Origin of the sequence: Shinella zoogloeoides, assembly GCF_020883495.1 — a bacterium.
Lineage (GTDB): Bacteria > Pseudomonadota > Alphaproteobacteria > Rhizobiales > Rhizobiaceae > Shinella > Shinella zoogloeoides.
Map to the genome: position 1 here is coordinate 3,891,336 of NZ_CP086610.1, position 14,514 is coordinate 3,905,849.

A 14,514-nucleotide genomic window follows, 5' to 3' on the forward strand; every position below is an offset into this window, starting at 1 on the left:
TGGGTCTTTGAGCGAGGCAGCCAAATCTAGCGAGCCGATGCCCTCTACGCCTTGAGCTGCCATTGGCTGCGTTCTGACGCCATCCGCCGATAGCCGGACCGCTCGAATAGCGCTGCGACAGCTTCTCCCGCGTCAAGCAGCAGCGCCGCCGGGGGATTTTCATTGGGGATGTAGAGAACGTATCCGTCGTCAACGTCGTTGCGGGTCACCGGAGTGATCGCATGGAAGGTCGCGATGGCCTCTGCAAGCAGCGCTTCGTCCGTGCAGTTGATTTCAACGAACAGGTCGCGATCGTCATCATAAACGTACAGGCTTGCGTCGTAGATGAACGAACTGAGTGAGTCGCTGGACGGGTTCGAGAACTTCGCCGCGAACAGCGTATCGCTATAGCGGCCGGGGTAGGCGCCGTGAGTGCTGAATCCGAACTTCTCCGCGGCGAGATCCACCGCCGGCTCGATCGACAACAGACTCATATAGCCGGTCTCCACCGGCATATCGCCCTGGCCCAGGCTCTCGGTCACCAGCCCCAGCGCCGTGCCGGACTGATCGAGCGCCGCTCCTCCGCTGAACCCACCGCGCGCCATGGCCGATGCGATGAAATGCAGCACCGGAGAATGCCGCACGCGCACAACGGCGTTGATCTGTCCAAGCGTGACAACCTGGCTCGGAATCGTCGTGAACGGGATCGGCGGATAGCCGATCACGAGAATATCGGACAGCACGAGGTCGTCCTCTCCCAGCGACGCGTCCGTGTGCTGGCCGACCGTGATCGCTGGCAGCGGCGCGTCGCCAAGATCGACGCGGAAAACCGCGACGTCGAGGCCATCAGGACCAAAATGGGGTCCGTCGATAATCTCCAGTCGGCGCGGCGGGGCAGTCTTGCCACCAGCTTCTTCACTGAGACGAGCCGACTTTGTCGTCGCGATCTCTTTGATCGAGGCCCCTTCGATCACATGCCGAGCCGTGACGAAAATTCCCTGGCCAATGTGAAACGCCGAGCCGATCCCCTCGTCCCCCTTTCCATCAATGATGGTGACGAACGCCACGGCTCCTGCTGCTCGCATATAGGTCTCTTGGAACGCGCTTTTTTCGGTCATCAGTAGATTTCTCTCAGTTCAACCTCGGCCGGATCCCACTGATCGACAGCCATAGCCGTACATTCGGCAATAAGCAGATCAAGGACCGCCTCAATCTTGCGAACGTCATATGAGCCATCGCGCAATGTCTGAGGGGTCTGTTTCAAAAATTCCTTGATATAGGACTCCTTGAATTCCAGCGCCCCTTGATAGATGCCGAGGCCCTTCTTGTAGTTGGTCCAAAGCACCTTGGCCGGCGGGTGACCGCCGACCTCAAGATCGAGATAGCATTCGATCGCTGCAGCACGACGATTGATGTCCGAGCTGTGCAAGCCCTCGGGTCCTTCAGCCGGAAAGGCGCGAAACGCGTCGAGTTCGGGCAGCATTATCCGGCGCATGTTGGCGGGAAGGGTAAGCGTCGAAAGCTTCTGATGGGCGTCGAGCCCCTCGGCGTCGTTATCGAAAACAAAGACGACCTGATTCTGGACGTCGATTTTCGCGAGGCCTTCGGCAAACTTCACCAGATTGCCAGTGCCGGAAAACGGATGGCTCTCGCTGACGTCGATAAACCGAAAGAAATCCGCGATTCCTGGGCGCATTAGCGCGAGCGCGTGCTTCAAGATATGCACGTCCGAGCTGCCTTCCGTCGCGATCAGGAACGTCTCGGTGCGACGCGCGTGCGGCACGAACTCGCGCTCGGGCGCATAGCCGTTCTCGACTAGCGGCCCATATTGCCAGACGACCGGCGCATCACCGTTTGCATCCGCCAACATTCGCAGCACCGAATACGGGTGCAGGATATCGATTAAGCCGCCAAAAAAGGTCCGCTCCGAATAAGCCTGGCTATCGTATGGTCGATAAAAGGGAAACCGCTCAAGCTGCATCCCAGCAAAGCGACCTCGAATTTTCGCTTCGCTTGCGTCGTCTGAGCCAGAGATGAATGTGTCGTCGAGACGATCGAGCGGATGCGCGTTCACAAACTCCATGAACTCCAAAAAGCTCATCGCATCTGGAACAGGCCCGTCCTCCTCATCCTGAAGAGACTGCCTCTCTTCAAGCCAGTTTTGTACCACGGCGTCATATTCGCGCCGTACCCGCTCCAAATCAAAGCCCAGGAGTTCTAGCCGGGGAACGACATCTCTGAGCTGCCGTGTGAACGCCATTTCGGAAGGTGTGGGATCCTCGCCCTCCTTCTCGTACCAATCATAGTCGAGTTGATCACTCTTGACCGCCTTCCGATCTTGTTCCTGAAAAATCGGTCCGTGATCAATTCCCCGGTGGTTTTTACTGTACGTAATCGACACCCCGGCAACGTCGAGCGTAATCTCAGTACCCAAGCTCTATCCCCCCGAACCGTCCCGTCACGCCGTCACCCTATCTGCTCGACCTTGATCGATCCTGGCCGCAAGGGCTTGATCAGGTCGCGCCTCAAAACGGATGGAACGAGCCAGTCAGCCCAAGCCTCGCGTTCGAGAACGACAATCTGCCGTCATGGTAGGCAATCATCACGGCGCCCTCGTAGGCGTGATGTTCATGATCGCCGTCGGCTTTGCCGACGCGATTGGGCGGGGGAGCAAGCGCCGCTACCAGATCCTCAAAATCCAAAGGTCACCCCCCCTATCGTATCCGCCCGCCACCCATTGACAGGCCGTTATAACCGGTCATATTTGCCCGGTAAAGGAGGCCCCGTCATGTTTGCCTATAATCCCGAAAAATTCGCGTCGCTGTATGAGACCGAACTGGGTCAGCGCATCTGGGCGTTCCTGATACAAGCCGAAAATGTTGCCCGTCTGGAAACCGCCTCTCAGCTCAGCAAGCCGGCGGTCGAAGGGATTGAGGAGCAGCTCCTTGATGAGTTTCGGGAGGACATCCTTGCCGACCGCGTCAAGCAGATGGTCGGCCACATGGTTCGCCAGATTCTGGAGCAGCGCGACTGGGTTTTGGATCAGACAGACGTGAAGGTGCAATCTGTGCCGTTCAGCAAGGCCGCGCGCTATCGCCGGCCCGACTGGATCACCTTCCACGCGTTCCGCAACACCAGTGACCCGCGCGATGTCGTTATCACCGATCGCCGCCAGAACGCGGCCCTCCCGACCGACGCCCGATGGTCCTACTACGCGACCTTCGCCAGTCCGTTGAAGGCGGCCGTGGCGTTTGGCGTGCGCGACATCCGCCAGCTTCGCCAACATGTGCATGCGCATGGCTACCAGCGGGTGCGCATCGAGCGGATGCTGCGGCGCGCGTAATGTTCATGGCGGACCGGTCTCACATTGCGCTAACCAACCGTGACGAACCCGTGCTTCTGGCTTGGCCGATACCGGGCAATCCGGGAGGATTCGTCAGGTTCGACAGGGCCACTGATTGGCGCGACTTCGTCGAGGGCCTCGGCATAGACGCGCGGATTCCCGACATCGTCCGCGCGAAGTTTGCCCGCGCCCAGACGCTCTACATGCTGGGCTGGGTCGATTTCAGCGTGGTGAAAGCCGGTGAGCTTGCGGCCTTGATCGCCCTGGAGCTCGCGTTGATGGATCGCTACGGCGGGCAGGTCTCCAAGAGTAAGCGCAGTTTCGCCGCGCTGTTGAAATATATGGTGGATGCCGATGGGCTAACCGACGGGCAGATCCCAATGGTGACTCGCTGCGGCGGAACGGCCGTAGGTCAGTTGACGGGCGAGACGCATCCGACCCTCGCCGAGCGTCGAAACATGTTGGCGCACGGTGACCCGTTTGACGGGCTGCCCACGGGCGGCCTCCTCGAACTGGTACGAGACCTAATTAACTTCGCCTACCGCCACTACATCGCTGAAGCGGCGAGTCTCGGCGTGACGCCGGCGTCGGCTGGGCGTGTATAATGCCGGCAAGCTCCTCGATGATCGCTGCTGTCGAAGCCCTGTGGCGCATACCACGACCGGGGCCTGATAATCTTTTGGCCGCCCCCAGCTTCGTCGCGCTGAGCGAGCTGTGCCAAGCGGAGTATGGCGGCGGCAAACCGGTCTTTGCATTGAGCTCCGCGCTACGCTCGCTGGGGCTGCCGTGTCATCTCCCGGCGAACTGTGCTGACCTAAGCTTGGATCCGGTTAGTGCGGCGAACGCGATTCACGAGGCCTACAACCGCAAAACCACGCTGCGACGACATCTGTGTCCACTGGATCTGGCGGACCAACTGCCAATGCTGAGCTTTGGCAACGCTCGCGTTGCAGAATTCAGAGCTGACGAGTTGGCGGATCTGTTCGACGTCCCGCGTCTTGCCCGCAACTTCCACAACCAGCCGTTCGAAGCCAAGCGTCTGGCCCAATTCCACTGGCTTGTCGTGGAAGAAGAAATCGTACTCGACCCTCGGCCCGAGGCGCGCAGCTCTCCGTTCATGTACATGACGTTCGACCGGGATTTCGGCGAGATCGACCCCCATGTTGGTCGTTTCCCACCAGCGGTCGAAGCGGCGCTCTTCTTCCTGCTGCTGGCGCCATGGGAACGGTGGTCGACGATGCAGGAAATCGACTGGAGAGGTTTTCGGGTGCCGTGGATTCACACGGTCGACGACGACCTGTTCATACGACCATCACCGCCGCCGAGTGCCGATAGCCTCAGCCTTGAGCCTTGGATCGTCCAGGACGATTGGGGTGACGACATTGAACTTGAACGTCCCACCGCCTTGCGCCTCGATGGGGATGCCACGTCAGGACTTTCTCTGTTTACCGATAGCGCGTGGAGAGAGCTGGAAACGGCAAGAGCGACCGGGCTTTTTGAGACTCCGGTCGCGCATTTCCTCGTTCGCGCCTTTCTCGCTGACGGTATGGACGAGGTCATGGCGCATATGACCGCAATCGAGGCTGCGGTCGGTCTTGAGATGGATCATAAGAAGTGGCTCCGCCCGAAACCTGATCCGCACAAAAAGGTGTTGTCCGCGACGGACCGCGTCGCGGCGCGCATTGCCGCGGTCATGAACGATCGCGGATGCGTGCAGGCCTACAAGGATCTATTCGAACTTCGCAGCACCTTCGTACATGGACGGGCTGGGCTCCAGAAGGTTTCCACCGCACAGCGGGTCATGGCGCGCAGCCTGGCCCGCGGTGTTGCGCGAGGGCTCGTCGATATCGCCCTGCAGAACGCTCGCCCGCGCACGGACGTGATGGCCGATCTCCTCAGCCGCGGCGTGCAATTTCTCTAGCGCCGCTCGGGTAGAATGGACTGAGGGGTAATGGCGGAAAACGGATCTCTCCTGATCAAATCTATTAGCCAGCGGCAGTTCGAACTGCACGCCCTCTCTCTCGAACAAGGTCCGAACTTCGAGCCTTCGACGATTTTCGCCGCCTACCAGGTTGGCCGCGGCAGTGCCTGCGGATGCATTCTCCTCGCTCAGGACAGCGGCGCGTTCAGCACGCTGGCATTGCGACGGCGCGTTGATCACCGCTGGGTCTGCGTCGATCAGCAGGGTCCATTTTCTACGCCTGAACAGGCCCTGGACGCGCTCAGCATCGCCATGCGCGGCAGCGATGCGCCGGAGCCACTTCCGCCAGGCGCGCGACGGCGCGCGTCCCTTATGAAGGTCGGTCCCAAGGGCATCTCTCGAGAATTCGAGCTTTTGGCCGGAACGATCAGCCATGTGCCCGCGCTTGTCGCGGTTGGCGAATGCTACCTGGCGCTCCCTAATCCGGACGCGAACTTCGTCAGCGACCTGCAAACCAGCAACTTCGCCTCACGCCTGTTCGAGCTCTACCTGTTTGCCTGTTTTCGGGAACAGGGTCTGATCGTCAGGCAGGACCACGTCTCGCCGGATTTCGAGATAGAAAAAGACGGCGCGGTCTGTTGGATCGAAGCTGTCACAGCAAATTCCGATATCCCCCACGCTGGCGGGATCGGCGACTGGGTTCATGCGCCTGAAGACCGCAACGAGCGCCTCACGGGCGCGCCAGCAGAGCGGTTCGCCAAGACGTTACGCGGCAAACTCCAACGCAATTATCAGGCATCCGACCACGTCCGCGGACACCCATTTGCAATCGCGATCGCTGACTTCCACGAGTCCGGCTCCATGGTCTGGAGTCGCGAGGCGCTTCCCACCTATCTTTACGGTCTGCGGGCCGACGTCCTCGGCGGCGGGACATCTCGCCGCGCGATTGGAACGCCGATCACCCATTTGACCGGAAAGCACTCCATCCCCGCCGGCCTCTTCCGTGACCCCGAATTCGCTCATCTCTCGGCCGTGGTCTTCAGCAACGCTGGAACGATGGCCAAGTTCAACCGCATGGGGTTCCTAGCGGGCTACCAGCCCGAAGGCCTTAAAATGATACGGAGTGGCAGCCTCTTCGATCGAACACCGGGCGCACTCGACGCAATCCCGTTCGAGCTGGACGTCAGCAGCCCGGAATATGCTGCATTGTGGCCTTGGGGCGAGGCCTGGTGTCAGGAGTTGGAGGTCTACCACAATCCGCTGGCGACCCACCCGATCCCGTTCGATTTGATTCCTGGCGCCACCCACTGGTTTGATCGCCACGGCGATATCGAGTGCAATACGATCTGGGCGAACTCGGTGCTGTCCTCTGTCACAGAACTGCAAATACCAAAGGGGATGGGCGACTTCGTTCCAGGTGACCCGTCCGCGTGAGCGCTGAACCTCGCTGAATCACGGATCTTTAGTGTATAGGTACAGTGTAAACCTAAAGAGATCGAGCAACGGGTGACGCGACCGACCACATATTTTGGCAGATGGGGCGAGGTTCCCATCGATGCGGACGTGAGACCGTTCAGCACCATCAACCCGGTGCGCGGTGACGCTGGGCGAACGAACCGAAAGCATCACTTCGTCTCGGTCACCTACATGGACGGCTTCACCAACGACCGCGGGCGTGTCCATGTCTATCGCGCGGAAGCCCCAGAGACACCACTGCCCATGCAGCCTTCCGCCATCGGGTACGAAAACTACTATTACTCACAGCCGCTTCCCGAAGGGGGGCAGGAGAATCATCGCTTCGAAGATCTGTGGAGCTCCATCGAAACCGTATGGCCCGAGACAGTTCGCGCGTTACAGGCACGGCGGCTGTCGCCAGCGATCTCCTTCAATGTCCAAGGCATGCAAGCGATCATGCGCGCGCGCGTGCCTGCCACGCGCGACCGGGTCGCCTTGATGCTCGAAGCGAAGCTCCGTAGCGAATGCAAAATTCTCGAAGAAATGGGCGCCTTGCCACCGGAATATGAGCGCTACGCCGGCCAGTTCGACACCATACCCGTCGGCATCAACCCGCATGAAACTCTGTTGGCAATGGAAAGGGAGTTCAAGACATTCGGCGATCTCTGCTTCCGGCTTGGTTTCGAGGTTCTTCACAACGAGACCGACACAGCATTTCTGACGTCTGATAATCCGGTCTGTAGTTATAATCCGAAGCAAACACTGATTACGCGCAGGCCGTATGATCACTCTGGCGAGGTCGAGCTTATTTTCCCGATCACGGCACGGATGTTGGTGCGCGGTACGAGCAAACGAGGCCCGGCCAATGTCATCTCCCGTCATCGGACCATCAACGACAAGCAGTTGGTCCGCCGTCTCAATCGCACAATCGCTCAGTTTGCGTACCGGATGACCATTGCTCAGGATCGATCGAGCGACGATCTCGTGCGCGCGCATGCGGCCCGCGTTCCAACGATCCAGACGGACGTCCGGCGCAATGGCAAGGAGGTCCAGATCCATGTTCGGGACGTCTTTGGCCCTCGGCCGACGCTGTCCCAATATATCGACACGCCTGAGAAGGCTGCGCGTCTTGAGGCCAAGTTGGCCGCTGGAAAGAGCGAACTGTAGCTTAGGGCGCGTGCGCTAAAGCGCCGTGACCTTCCGAACTGGGCTGCCACGCGATCCCGCCGCGGAGAGCTTCACGAGCGAGCGAACGCGAGCAAGGGGCCGTAGTCGCCCGCATCGGCGGCCTTAAGCGCCGCGATATACTCCTTTCGCGTTGCAGACGGATCGACGAGATTGACCTGACCCCAGGTGAAGCGCGGCTGACCGAGTTCGACCGCGAGCAGATCGCCGATCATGCGAGAGAAGCGGCCGTTCCCGTTGGGATAGGGGTGGATCGCAACAACCCGGTGGCTGAACCGGATGGCGATTTCATCCGGCGGAAACGTGGAGTGCTCGACCCAGTATTTCGCGTCGTCGATCGTCTGATAATATTCGACCGGGATGCGATAGGCATCGATGCCGATGTTGCGCGCCGTCGTGCGATACGTGCCCGCCCACTTCCAGACATCGCCATACATCTGTTTGTGCAGCTCGTTCAAAAAGCCCTGGTCCAGCACCTTCCGCTTTCGCCGCCCGACCCAGCGCACGGCGTCGGCGATGTTGGCGAGCTCCGCTTCGTTCAGTTCATCGCGCGTCGTAATGTAGGATGGAATGAGCTGTTCGCGTTCCTCGGCTTCGAGCGGCGTGTTCCCGTCATCGTCACCCTCAAAAAGCGGATCGCTCATTCCTTGTCCCACAGCTTGCGCGAGAAATGCGCGAGATAGTCGGCGACGATGCGACGCTTTTGCCCCTCAAGGTCTTCCACGCTCACCGCCTGGTTTTCGAGGCGCATCGTATGATTGAGATGCGCGAGTTCGTTCCTCACCTTGCGCTCGGCTTGATCGAAGAGAATGTCGTCGAGAGGCTTGGTCGGGACGAAGGCATAGACGAGCTGACAGTCGAGCGCTTCGGCTGTCTCGCGCAAGGTCTTGAGGGTGATCGCACCGGTGGCTTCCGCCTTCTCGATAGCAGGCACACGCGACGGAGCCACGCCCATGCGCTCGGCGAGCTGGCGCGTCGTCATGCCCAGAGCCTCCCGAATGGCTTTCGTCCAGCCGCGCGAGGGCGTCAAAATGCGCTCGGCTCGCAGCGGAGAAAGTCGCTTGTCGAGGTTCTTTCTGGCGAGTTTGGCTTGCTTGTCGCTCATATATATGTGTCCATTTCTGGCTTCTTCTAACATATATATGTGAGCAAAACAATTAATGCCGCTCACCTCTGTATGATCAATTTTCCAATGATCGCTCATATATAGATGAGCATGAGCGGCCAATTAGGAGGAGAAAGCCTTCCCCTGGCGGCCGAGCCAAGGTCTCGGCCGACCCCTTCAGCGGGGTGTCCCCCGCAACGCCCCCTCCAAGCAAATGGCGATCAGGAGGCCACGGTCCTCAAACCTTTCGGTCCGATATCCTGATCCGGTCCTTGCTCCCGGCCGCCGCTCCGCTCTGGCCGGGGCGGATTGCTTGGGGGCGCTGCCCCCCGGCGCGGCACAAGGGGGCACCGGGCCGGTCTCCCCGACCTTCCGCGCGGATGCGTGTTTCTCACTCTCGCCCATAGCTTCGATCCGCTTGTGCAGGCCGGGTGATCCCCCTCCGGCCCGGCCCCCTTGCACCTTGCACCCCCCGGTCTCGCCGACGGGCAGGGTTGCAGCGCAGCGCTGCGCTTCAACCCAAGCCCATAGGAGCAAAGACCATGACCACGACCGCCAACACCGCCCCGACCGTCGAACACGGCACGACCGTTTTCATCCCACTCAACAAGCTCAAGAAGCATCCGAAGAATGCCCGCAAGACCCCGCACAGCGAGGCGTCTATCGAGGCGAAGGCGGCGAGCATCGCCGCCAAGGGCATCCTGCAAAATCTGGTGGTGGAGCCGGAAACGAACGCCGAGGGCGAGCCGACCGGCTTCTATCTCGTCAGCATCGGGGAAGGCCGCAGGCTGGCGCAGATGCTGCGCGTGAAGCGCAAGGAGATCAAGAAGATCGAACCCATCCGCTGCGTCATCGACACGGCGAACGATGCCGCCGAGATCAGCCTTGACGAGAACGTCACGCGCGAAGATCTCCACCCCGCCGACCAGTTCGAGCGCTTCCGCGAGCTTTCCGAGGATCGGGGATGGGGGTCAGAGGAAATCGCCGCCCGGTTCGGCGTGACCGCCCATGTCGTGAGGCAGCGGATGCGTCTCGGCGCTATCAGCCCCAAGCTGTTGCAGGTCTATCGCGACGGCGACCTGACCTTGGACCAGTTGATGGCGTTCACCATCACCGACGATCACGCGCGGCAGGAGCACGTCTTTGAAAACCTGTCCTACAACCGCGACCCGTCCATCATCCGGCGCGACCTGACCAAGATGAACGTGGCCGCGACGGATCGCTGCGCGGTCTTCGTCGGCGCGCAAACCTATACCGATGCAGGTGGTAACATCATCCGCGACCTGTTCACCGAGGATCGCGGCGGTTTCTTTGAAGACCCCGCGTTGATGGACCGGCTCGCCATCGAGAAGCTGGAAGGGATCGCCGCCGAGGTGCAACAGGCCGAGGGCTGGAAGTGGACCGCCGCCTATCTCGACTTCCCTCACGCCCACGGAATGCGCCGCGTCTATCCGCACCCGGTGGAACTCTCCGAGGAAGACGCCATTGCCTACGACGCGGCGCAGGACGAGCTTGAGCGCCTGACGGCGGAATGGGAGGACGCCGACATCGAACTCCCCGCCGAGGTAGATGTGCGCCTTGCGGAGCTTGAAACCGAGATTGAGCGGATCGACGCCAAGCGCCACGCCTATGAGCCCGACGACATTGCGCGCGGCGGCGTGTTCTTCGTCGTCGCCCATGACGGAGACGTTCGGATCGAGCGCGGGTTCATCCGCGCCGAGGACGAGGCCCCGGAGCCGGAAGAAGCCGAAGGCGGCGAAACCGTCATCGACGGCGTGCGCGTCAACGGGGACGGCGAAATCCTCGACAGCGATGGAGAGGACGGCGAAGGCGACGACCTTCCCGAAACCGAGCGGGAGCCGGAAGAAGAGGCCGGGGCTGCGGGCAAGCCGCTGCCCGACTCGCTCATCCGCGACCTGACCGCGCATCGCACCCTTGGCCTGCGCCTCGCTCTTGGCGAGCAGCCGGACATGGCGTTGATCGCCGTGGTCCATACACTCGCCGCGCAGACCTATTATCGGGGCGGCAGCACGGCCCATTGCCTCGAAATCAGCCCGACCAGCAATTACCTCGCCGCCCACGCGGACGGCATCGAGGACACGGCGGCGGCGAAGATGCTGGCGGATCGCCATGCCGGATGGGCGGCGGATATGCCGCGCGACGTAGCGGACCTCTGGAGCTTCGTCGCGGGCCTCGACCACGCGAGCCTCATGGCCTTGCTCGCGCATTGCGCCTCGCTGACCGTCAACGCGGTGAAGCTGCCTTGGGAGAGCAGCAAGCGCCGCGCCCATGAGACGGCGGACAAACTGGCGACGGCAGTGACGCTCGACATGACGGCGCACTGGACCGCGACCGCCCGCAGCTATTTCGGGCGCGTCACCAAGGCCCATATCCTTGCCGCCGTGCGCGATGCCCTTGGCGACGAGGCAGCGGAGCGGATCGCGGACAAGAAGAAGACGGAGATGGCCGAAGCCGCCGAGCAGCTTCTGGCCGGGACCGGCTGGATTCCGCCCGTGCTGCGCACCGCGCCCCCCGCATGGCTCGACCAGCAGGCCGACACCTTCGCCCTCGATACCGTCGAGCCCGCATCCTCGCAGGAAGCCCATGATGACCATTTCGCCATCGCAGCGGAATGAGGAAGGTAGGCCGGGGGCGCGCAAGCGGCCCCGGCTTTCTTCCCGCCCAGAAAAATCGCGGGCCGCGCAGTCGCGCGGCCCGATCACCTCGACCGTCGCCACGGTCGGAATCACCATGAAGGAGGAGAACCATGGTTGCCGTGATGCTGATGAGCGTCTTGGCGGTCGCCGGGCTTTGCGTCCTGGCCTATACGCTCGCCGTCTATGCCTTGCCCTTCATGCTCGGCGTCACCGCCGCGCAGTTCGCCTATCATACCGGCGCGGGCTTCATCGGGGCGGGCCTTGTCGGGTTCGCCGCCGCCGTCGCCGCCTTCGGCGTTCTGGCGCTGCTGTTCGACACGCTGCGCTCACCGATCCTGCGCCTGATCGTGGCGCTCGTCTTCGCAGCGCCCGCCGCCGTCGCCGGATATGCGCTCGTCCACGGCGTCACCAAGGAGACCGTGCCGACCGAAATCTGGCGGCAAATCTTCTGCATCTTCGGCGGGGCATTTGTCGGGACTTCGGCGCTGCTGCGATTAACCACGTCAGCCCGTGCCTGATCCCCCGCCAATCGCGGAAATAGGGCGTGGTCGCGCGAGCGTTCTTTCGCCGCGCGGCCACGTTGGCGGCTATCAGAATGTCGCTGACCCAAAGGGATAGTGCCGGTTCCGCTTCATGGCCTCGCGGTGCCGTCGATCCTGCGCCCGCGCACCGTCTGGACGCACTTCGCAGTCGAGCTCCTCAAGGCAAGGCTTCGACATGTTGAAGCTGACGTTCAGCTCATCGTAGCCAAGATTGTCGACATAGGTCTTCATCTTGAAGCCGGCCTGCAGCGCGGCCGCAATCAACACTCCATTCGCAACATAGGTCGGGCCAAGCTTCTCACCCTCTGGATAGCTGCACGCGAAGTTCTCCGCGATGTGCTTCACCCAGTAGCTTCCCGTTCCTTTCCGAATGGTCTTTGTCGGCGTAACCCGACCGAGGAAGGCCAGCGAAGCAAGGAACGGCTTCACGGCGCCGTCACCGAGCAGTTCCGAGCGTGCTTCCTTGAACCTGGCGTTCATGTCCCGGAAGTCCTCCCAGCGGCCGTCTTCCTTCCGCCGTGGACCGCCGGAACCAATGCCCCACATCGTTAGCTTCGGCGTGCGCTCCCAGACATCGCGAAGCGCGACCTTTGCAGCGGCGTGGTAGAAGGCTGCTGGCGAAACAGCGAAGGCGTGTTCCGCGAGATAAGCGACAAAGAGGTCGCCGCGAACCTGAGCCGTGCTTGTTGCGCCCGCCTGCACGGCCGCCAGAGCCGTCGCGTAGGTACGGAAACCCAGCCCGCGGGCGATAGCCTCGCAGCGATGCGAGGATTTTACGTCAGGCAATTTGCGCGTGAGGTCGGCCTTGATCGCGCTGAGGCCATCCGTCGAAACAGGAATCGTAAGAGTAAACACGATGCATCTCCATATCGGGCCATGCTGTTCGCCGATTACGCAGCAGCCCATTGGTCGGGATGCAGGTGTTGAGATGTGTTGAAACGTTGCCGTTCAGGACGTTTGACCCGGCGACAGGTCACAGGTGTCCAGCCCGATTCGTAGGATCATGTTCTTCGTGCCGAATTTCAAGAGCGTCGCATTAGGAGAAGCAGAATGTTGGCGTCGCCCTTCGGGCCGCGCTTTCGGCTGCGCCGGAACCACGCCTACGGCGCGTTTCCGCCATTCGGCTTCAATCGCTAACGCAAGCGGGCCGCATCGGTCATTTCGCGAACGCCCCGCAACGGCAAGGCTTCCGAAGGGGAGTCTCAATCGCCGTCGCAGCGACGCCAGCGGAGATCGGGCCGCTGCGCTCACACACGGCGGGCTGACATAGACAGGCCGGGACACACCGAGCGTCCGCAGGAGCAGAGGACATCGGGGCAGCGGTGCGCGGCGGACACTCGGTAGCGTCGTGCGCGGTTCGTGCCGCAATGGTGGGGGAACGGGATCGCATATGCGGCCGTCCCGCCCAAGACGAGGATTGGCCGTGGCGGCGAGGATCAGGGGTGGTCGTGCATCGGCCCGTGGAGGCCGCGCCGTTTCCGTTCTCGAGCCGTGAGGCGCGAGGGACGGCCGCCATTGCCGTATTCCCCGATTTCCCGAAACGCGCGCTCCATCCGCGATCTCGATTGGCATGGGTCTGACCGAAGACCGGCTACGCCTCGCTCGTTTCCCGCAACGTCCGCCGCCAACTTTTTTCCGCCGCCTTCGGCTTTGCATCGCGATCCAAAAAAGCCGTCGCCGGCCGCCTTCCACTTCGTTCCAGCCCTGACGGGTGCAGGGCCGAGCGTCCCCGGTCTCAAGACCCCCATCGAGGTCGCAATGGAGCGGCCCGACAGGAAAAGGAATACGACAATGGCGACCATCGGCACCTTCACCAAGAACGAAAACGGCAACGGCTTCACTGGCGCGGTCAAGACCCTGACCCTCAACGTCAAGGCCAAATTCGTCCCCTCCGAGGGCGAAAGCGAGCGCGTCCCCGACTTCCGCATCTTCGCCGGCGCGACCGAGTTCGGCGCCGCCTGGAAGAAGACCGCCCGCGAAACCGGCCGCGAATACCTCTCGGTCAAGCTGGACGATCCGAGCTTCCCGGCCCCGATCTACGCCAGCCTGGTCGAAGCCGAGGACGGCAGCGGTCACAACCTCATCTGGTCTCGCCGCAACGGCGACTGAGACCGGCCCTTCAAGAAGCCCCGCCGCGGCGGGGCTTCCTCATGCTCATGTCCGCCGTCTTCAAGGAACAAGGAATCGGGAGAACGGGACTCCCGATCGGATCTCGTGCCCGACTTCCGCTCCGCTCTGGCCGGGCGGCTTGCTTGGGGGTCTCCCCCCGGCGCGGCGCAAGGGATCGCTGACGCTCGACCGGGACGGTTTCCCCGACCTTCCTCCAC

At 61.8% G+C, this 14,514-nt stretch carries 13 protein-coding genes; 8 read left to right on the forward strand and 5 right to left on the reverse strand.

The window, feature by feature from the left end; all coding sequences use genetic code 11:
* Positions 1 to 44: 44 nt before the first annotated feature.
* Both K8M09_RS19135 and K8M09_RS19140 read right to left on the reverse strand, forming a co-directional pair.
* The gene (locus tag K8M09_RS19135) at positions 45 to 1,097 is read right to left on the reverse strand and encodes a S1 family peptidase (RefSeq protein ID WP_160787313.1); all 1,053 of its coding nucleotides are present in this window, start codon (positions 1,095 to 1,097) and stop codon (positions 45 to 47) included.
* Positions 1,097 to 2,413 (reverse strand): HEPN/Toprim-associated domain-containing protein, encoded by a 1,317-nt coding sequence (locus K8M09_RS19140; protein WP_160787314.1) that lies wholly within the window; start codon positions 2,411 to 2,413, stop codon positions 1,097 to 1,099. Before K8M09_RS19140 ends, K8M09_RS19135 begins: the two co-directional genes overlap by 1 nt.
* Positions 2,414 to 2,767: 354 nt before the next feature.
* Here K8M09_RS19140 and K8M09_RS19145 point away from each other — a divergent pair, with 354 nt between their 5' ends.
* The 5 genes from K8M09_RS19145 (at position 2,768) to K8M09_RS19165 (ending at position 7,865) form a co-directional block, all read left to right on the forward strand.
* A complete protein-coding gene (locus K8M09_RS19145; protein WP_160787315.1) occupies positions 2,768 to 3,322 on the forward strand; it encodes a hypothetical protein in 555 nt (184 codons plus the stop codon).
* Positions 3,322 to 3,927, forward strand: coding sequence for a hypothetical protein (locus K8M09_RS19150; protein ID WP_206366689.1), 606 nt, complete (start codon positions 3,322 to 3,324; stop codon positions 3,925 to 3,927). Before K8M09_RS19145 ends, K8M09_RS19150 begins: the two co-directional genes overlap by 1 nt.
* A gap of 17 nt (positions 3,928 to 3,944) precedes the next feature.
* Entirely contained in the window at positions 3,945 to 5,243 is a 1,299-nt protein-coding gene (locus K8M09_RS19155) for a hypothetical protein (RefSeq protein ID WP_229342021.1), read from the forward strand.
* Positions 5,244 to 5,273: 30 nt separating this feature from the next.
* Entirely contained in the window at positions 5,274 to 6,677 is a 1,404-nt protein-coding gene (locus K8M09_RS19160) for a hypothetical protein (protein ID WP_160787317.1), read from the forward strand.
* A 129-nt stretch (positions 6,678 to 6,806) separates the two neighbouring features.
* Positions 6,807 to 7,865 (forward strand): DUF4238 domain-containing protein, encoded by a 1,059-nt coding sequence (locus tag K8M09_RS19165; RefSeq protein ID WP_229342022.1) that lies wholly within the window; start codon positions 6,807 to 6,809, stop codon positions 7,863 to 7,865.
* A gap of 71 nt (positions 7,866 to 7,936) precedes the next feature.
* On the opposite strand, the gene K8M09_RS19170 is transcribed toward K8M09_RS19165, so the two are convergent.
* Together K8M09_RS19170 and K8M09_RS19175 are read right to left on the reverse strand one after the other, a co-directional pair.
* A complete protein-coding gene (locus tag K8M09_RS19170) occupies positions 7,937 to 8,527 on the reverse strand; it encodes a mobile mystery protein B (protein ID WP_160787319.1) in 591 nt (196 codons plus the stop codon).
* Positions 8,524 to 8,988: a mobile mystery protein A gene (locus K8M09_RS19175; protein WP_160787320.1), complete on the reverse strand. Its 465-nt coding sequence runs from the start codon at positions 8,986 to 8,988 to the stop codon at positions 8,524 to 8,526. The genes K8M09_RS19170 and K8M09_RS19175 overlap by 4 nt, the downstream gene beginning before the upstream one ends.
* Positions 8,989 to 9,530: 542 nt before the next feature.
* On the opposite strand from K8M09_RS19175, the gene K8M09_RS19180 reads away from it, so the two are divergent.
* Together K8M09_RS19180 and K8M09_RS19185 are read left to right on the forward strand one after the other, a co-directional pair.
* A complete protein-coding gene (locus K8M09_RS19180) occupies positions 9,531 to 11,624 on the forward strand; it encodes a ParB/RepB/Spo0J family partition protein (protein ID WP_160787321.1) in 2,094 nt (697 codons plus the stop codon).
* 131 nt (positions 11,625 to 11,755) lie between these two features.
* Positions 11,756 to 12,163: a hypothetical protein gene (locus K8M09_RS19185; RefSeq protein ID WP_160787322.1), complete on the forward strand. Its 408-nt coding sequence runs from the start codon at positions 11,756 to 11,758 to the stop codon at positions 12,161 to 12,163.
* Positions 12,164 to 12,235: 72 nt separating this feature from the next.
* Here the strand turns inward: K8M09_RS19185 and K8M09_RS19190 are convergent, their stop codons facing one another.
* Positions 12,236 to 13,042, reverse strand: a complete 807-nt coding sequence (locus tag K8M09_RS19190; RefSeq protein WP_160787323.1) for a hypothetical protein — start codon at positions 13,040 to 13,042, stop codon at positions 12,236 to 12,238.
* 936 nt (positions 13,043 to 13,978) lie between these two features.
* On the opposite strand from K8M09_RS19190, the gene K8M09_RS19195 reads away from it, so the two are divergent.
* Positions 13,979 to 14,296 (forward strand): DUF736 domain-containing protein, encoded by a 318-nt coding sequence (locus tag K8M09_RS19195; protein ID WP_160787324.1) that lies wholly within the window; start codon positions 13,979 to 13,981, stop codon positions 14,294 to 14,296.
* Positions 14,297 to 14,514 lie beyond the last annotated feature (218 nt).

What these genes read in the sequence shown, in the direction of transcription:
- K8M09_RS19135 (WP_160787313.1), bottom strand. Translation starts at nt 1,097, where the DNA reads ATGACCGAAAAAAGCGCGTTCCAAGAGACCTATATGCGAGCAGCAGGA.
- K8M09_RS19145 (WP_160787315.1), top strand. Translation starts at nt 2,768, where the DNA reads ATGTTTGCCTATAATCCCGAAAAATTCGCGTCGCTGTATGAGACCGAA.
- K8M09_RS19150 (WP_206366689.1), top strand. Translation starts at nt 3,322, where the DNA reads ATGTTCATGGCGGACCGGTCTCACATTGCGCTAACCAACCGTGACGAA.
- K8M09_RS19155 (WP_229342021.1), top strand. Translation starts at nt 3,945, where the DNA reads ATGATCGCTGCTGTCGAAGCCCTGTGGCGCATACCACGACCGGGGCCT.
- K8M09_RS19160 (WP_160787317.1), top strand. Translation starts at nt 5,274, where the DNA reads ATGGCGGAAAACGGATCTCTCCTGATCAAATCTATTAGCCAGCGGCAG.
- K8M09_RS19170 (WP_160787319.1), bottom strand. Translation starts at nt 8,527, where the DNA reads ATGAGCGATCCGCTTTTTGAGGGTGACGATGACGGGAACACGCCGCTC.
- K8M09_RS19175 (WP_160787320.1), bottom strand. Translation starts at nt 8,988, where the DNA reads ATGAGCGACAAGCAAGCCAAACTCGCCAGAAAGAACCTCGACAAGCGA.
- K8M09_RS19180 (WP_160787321.1), top strand. Translation starts at nt 9,531, where the DNA reads ATGACCACGACCGCCAACACCGCCCCGACCGTCGAACACGGCACGACC.
- K8M09_RS19185 (WP_160787322.1), top strand. Translation starts at nt 11,756, where the DNA reads ATGGTTGCCGTGATGCTGATGAGCGTCTTGGCGGTCGCCGGGCTTTGC.
- K8M09_RS19195 (WP_160787324.1), top strand. Translation starts at nt 13,979, where the DNA reads ATGGCGACCATCGGCACCTTCACCAAGAACGAAAACGGCAACGGCTTC.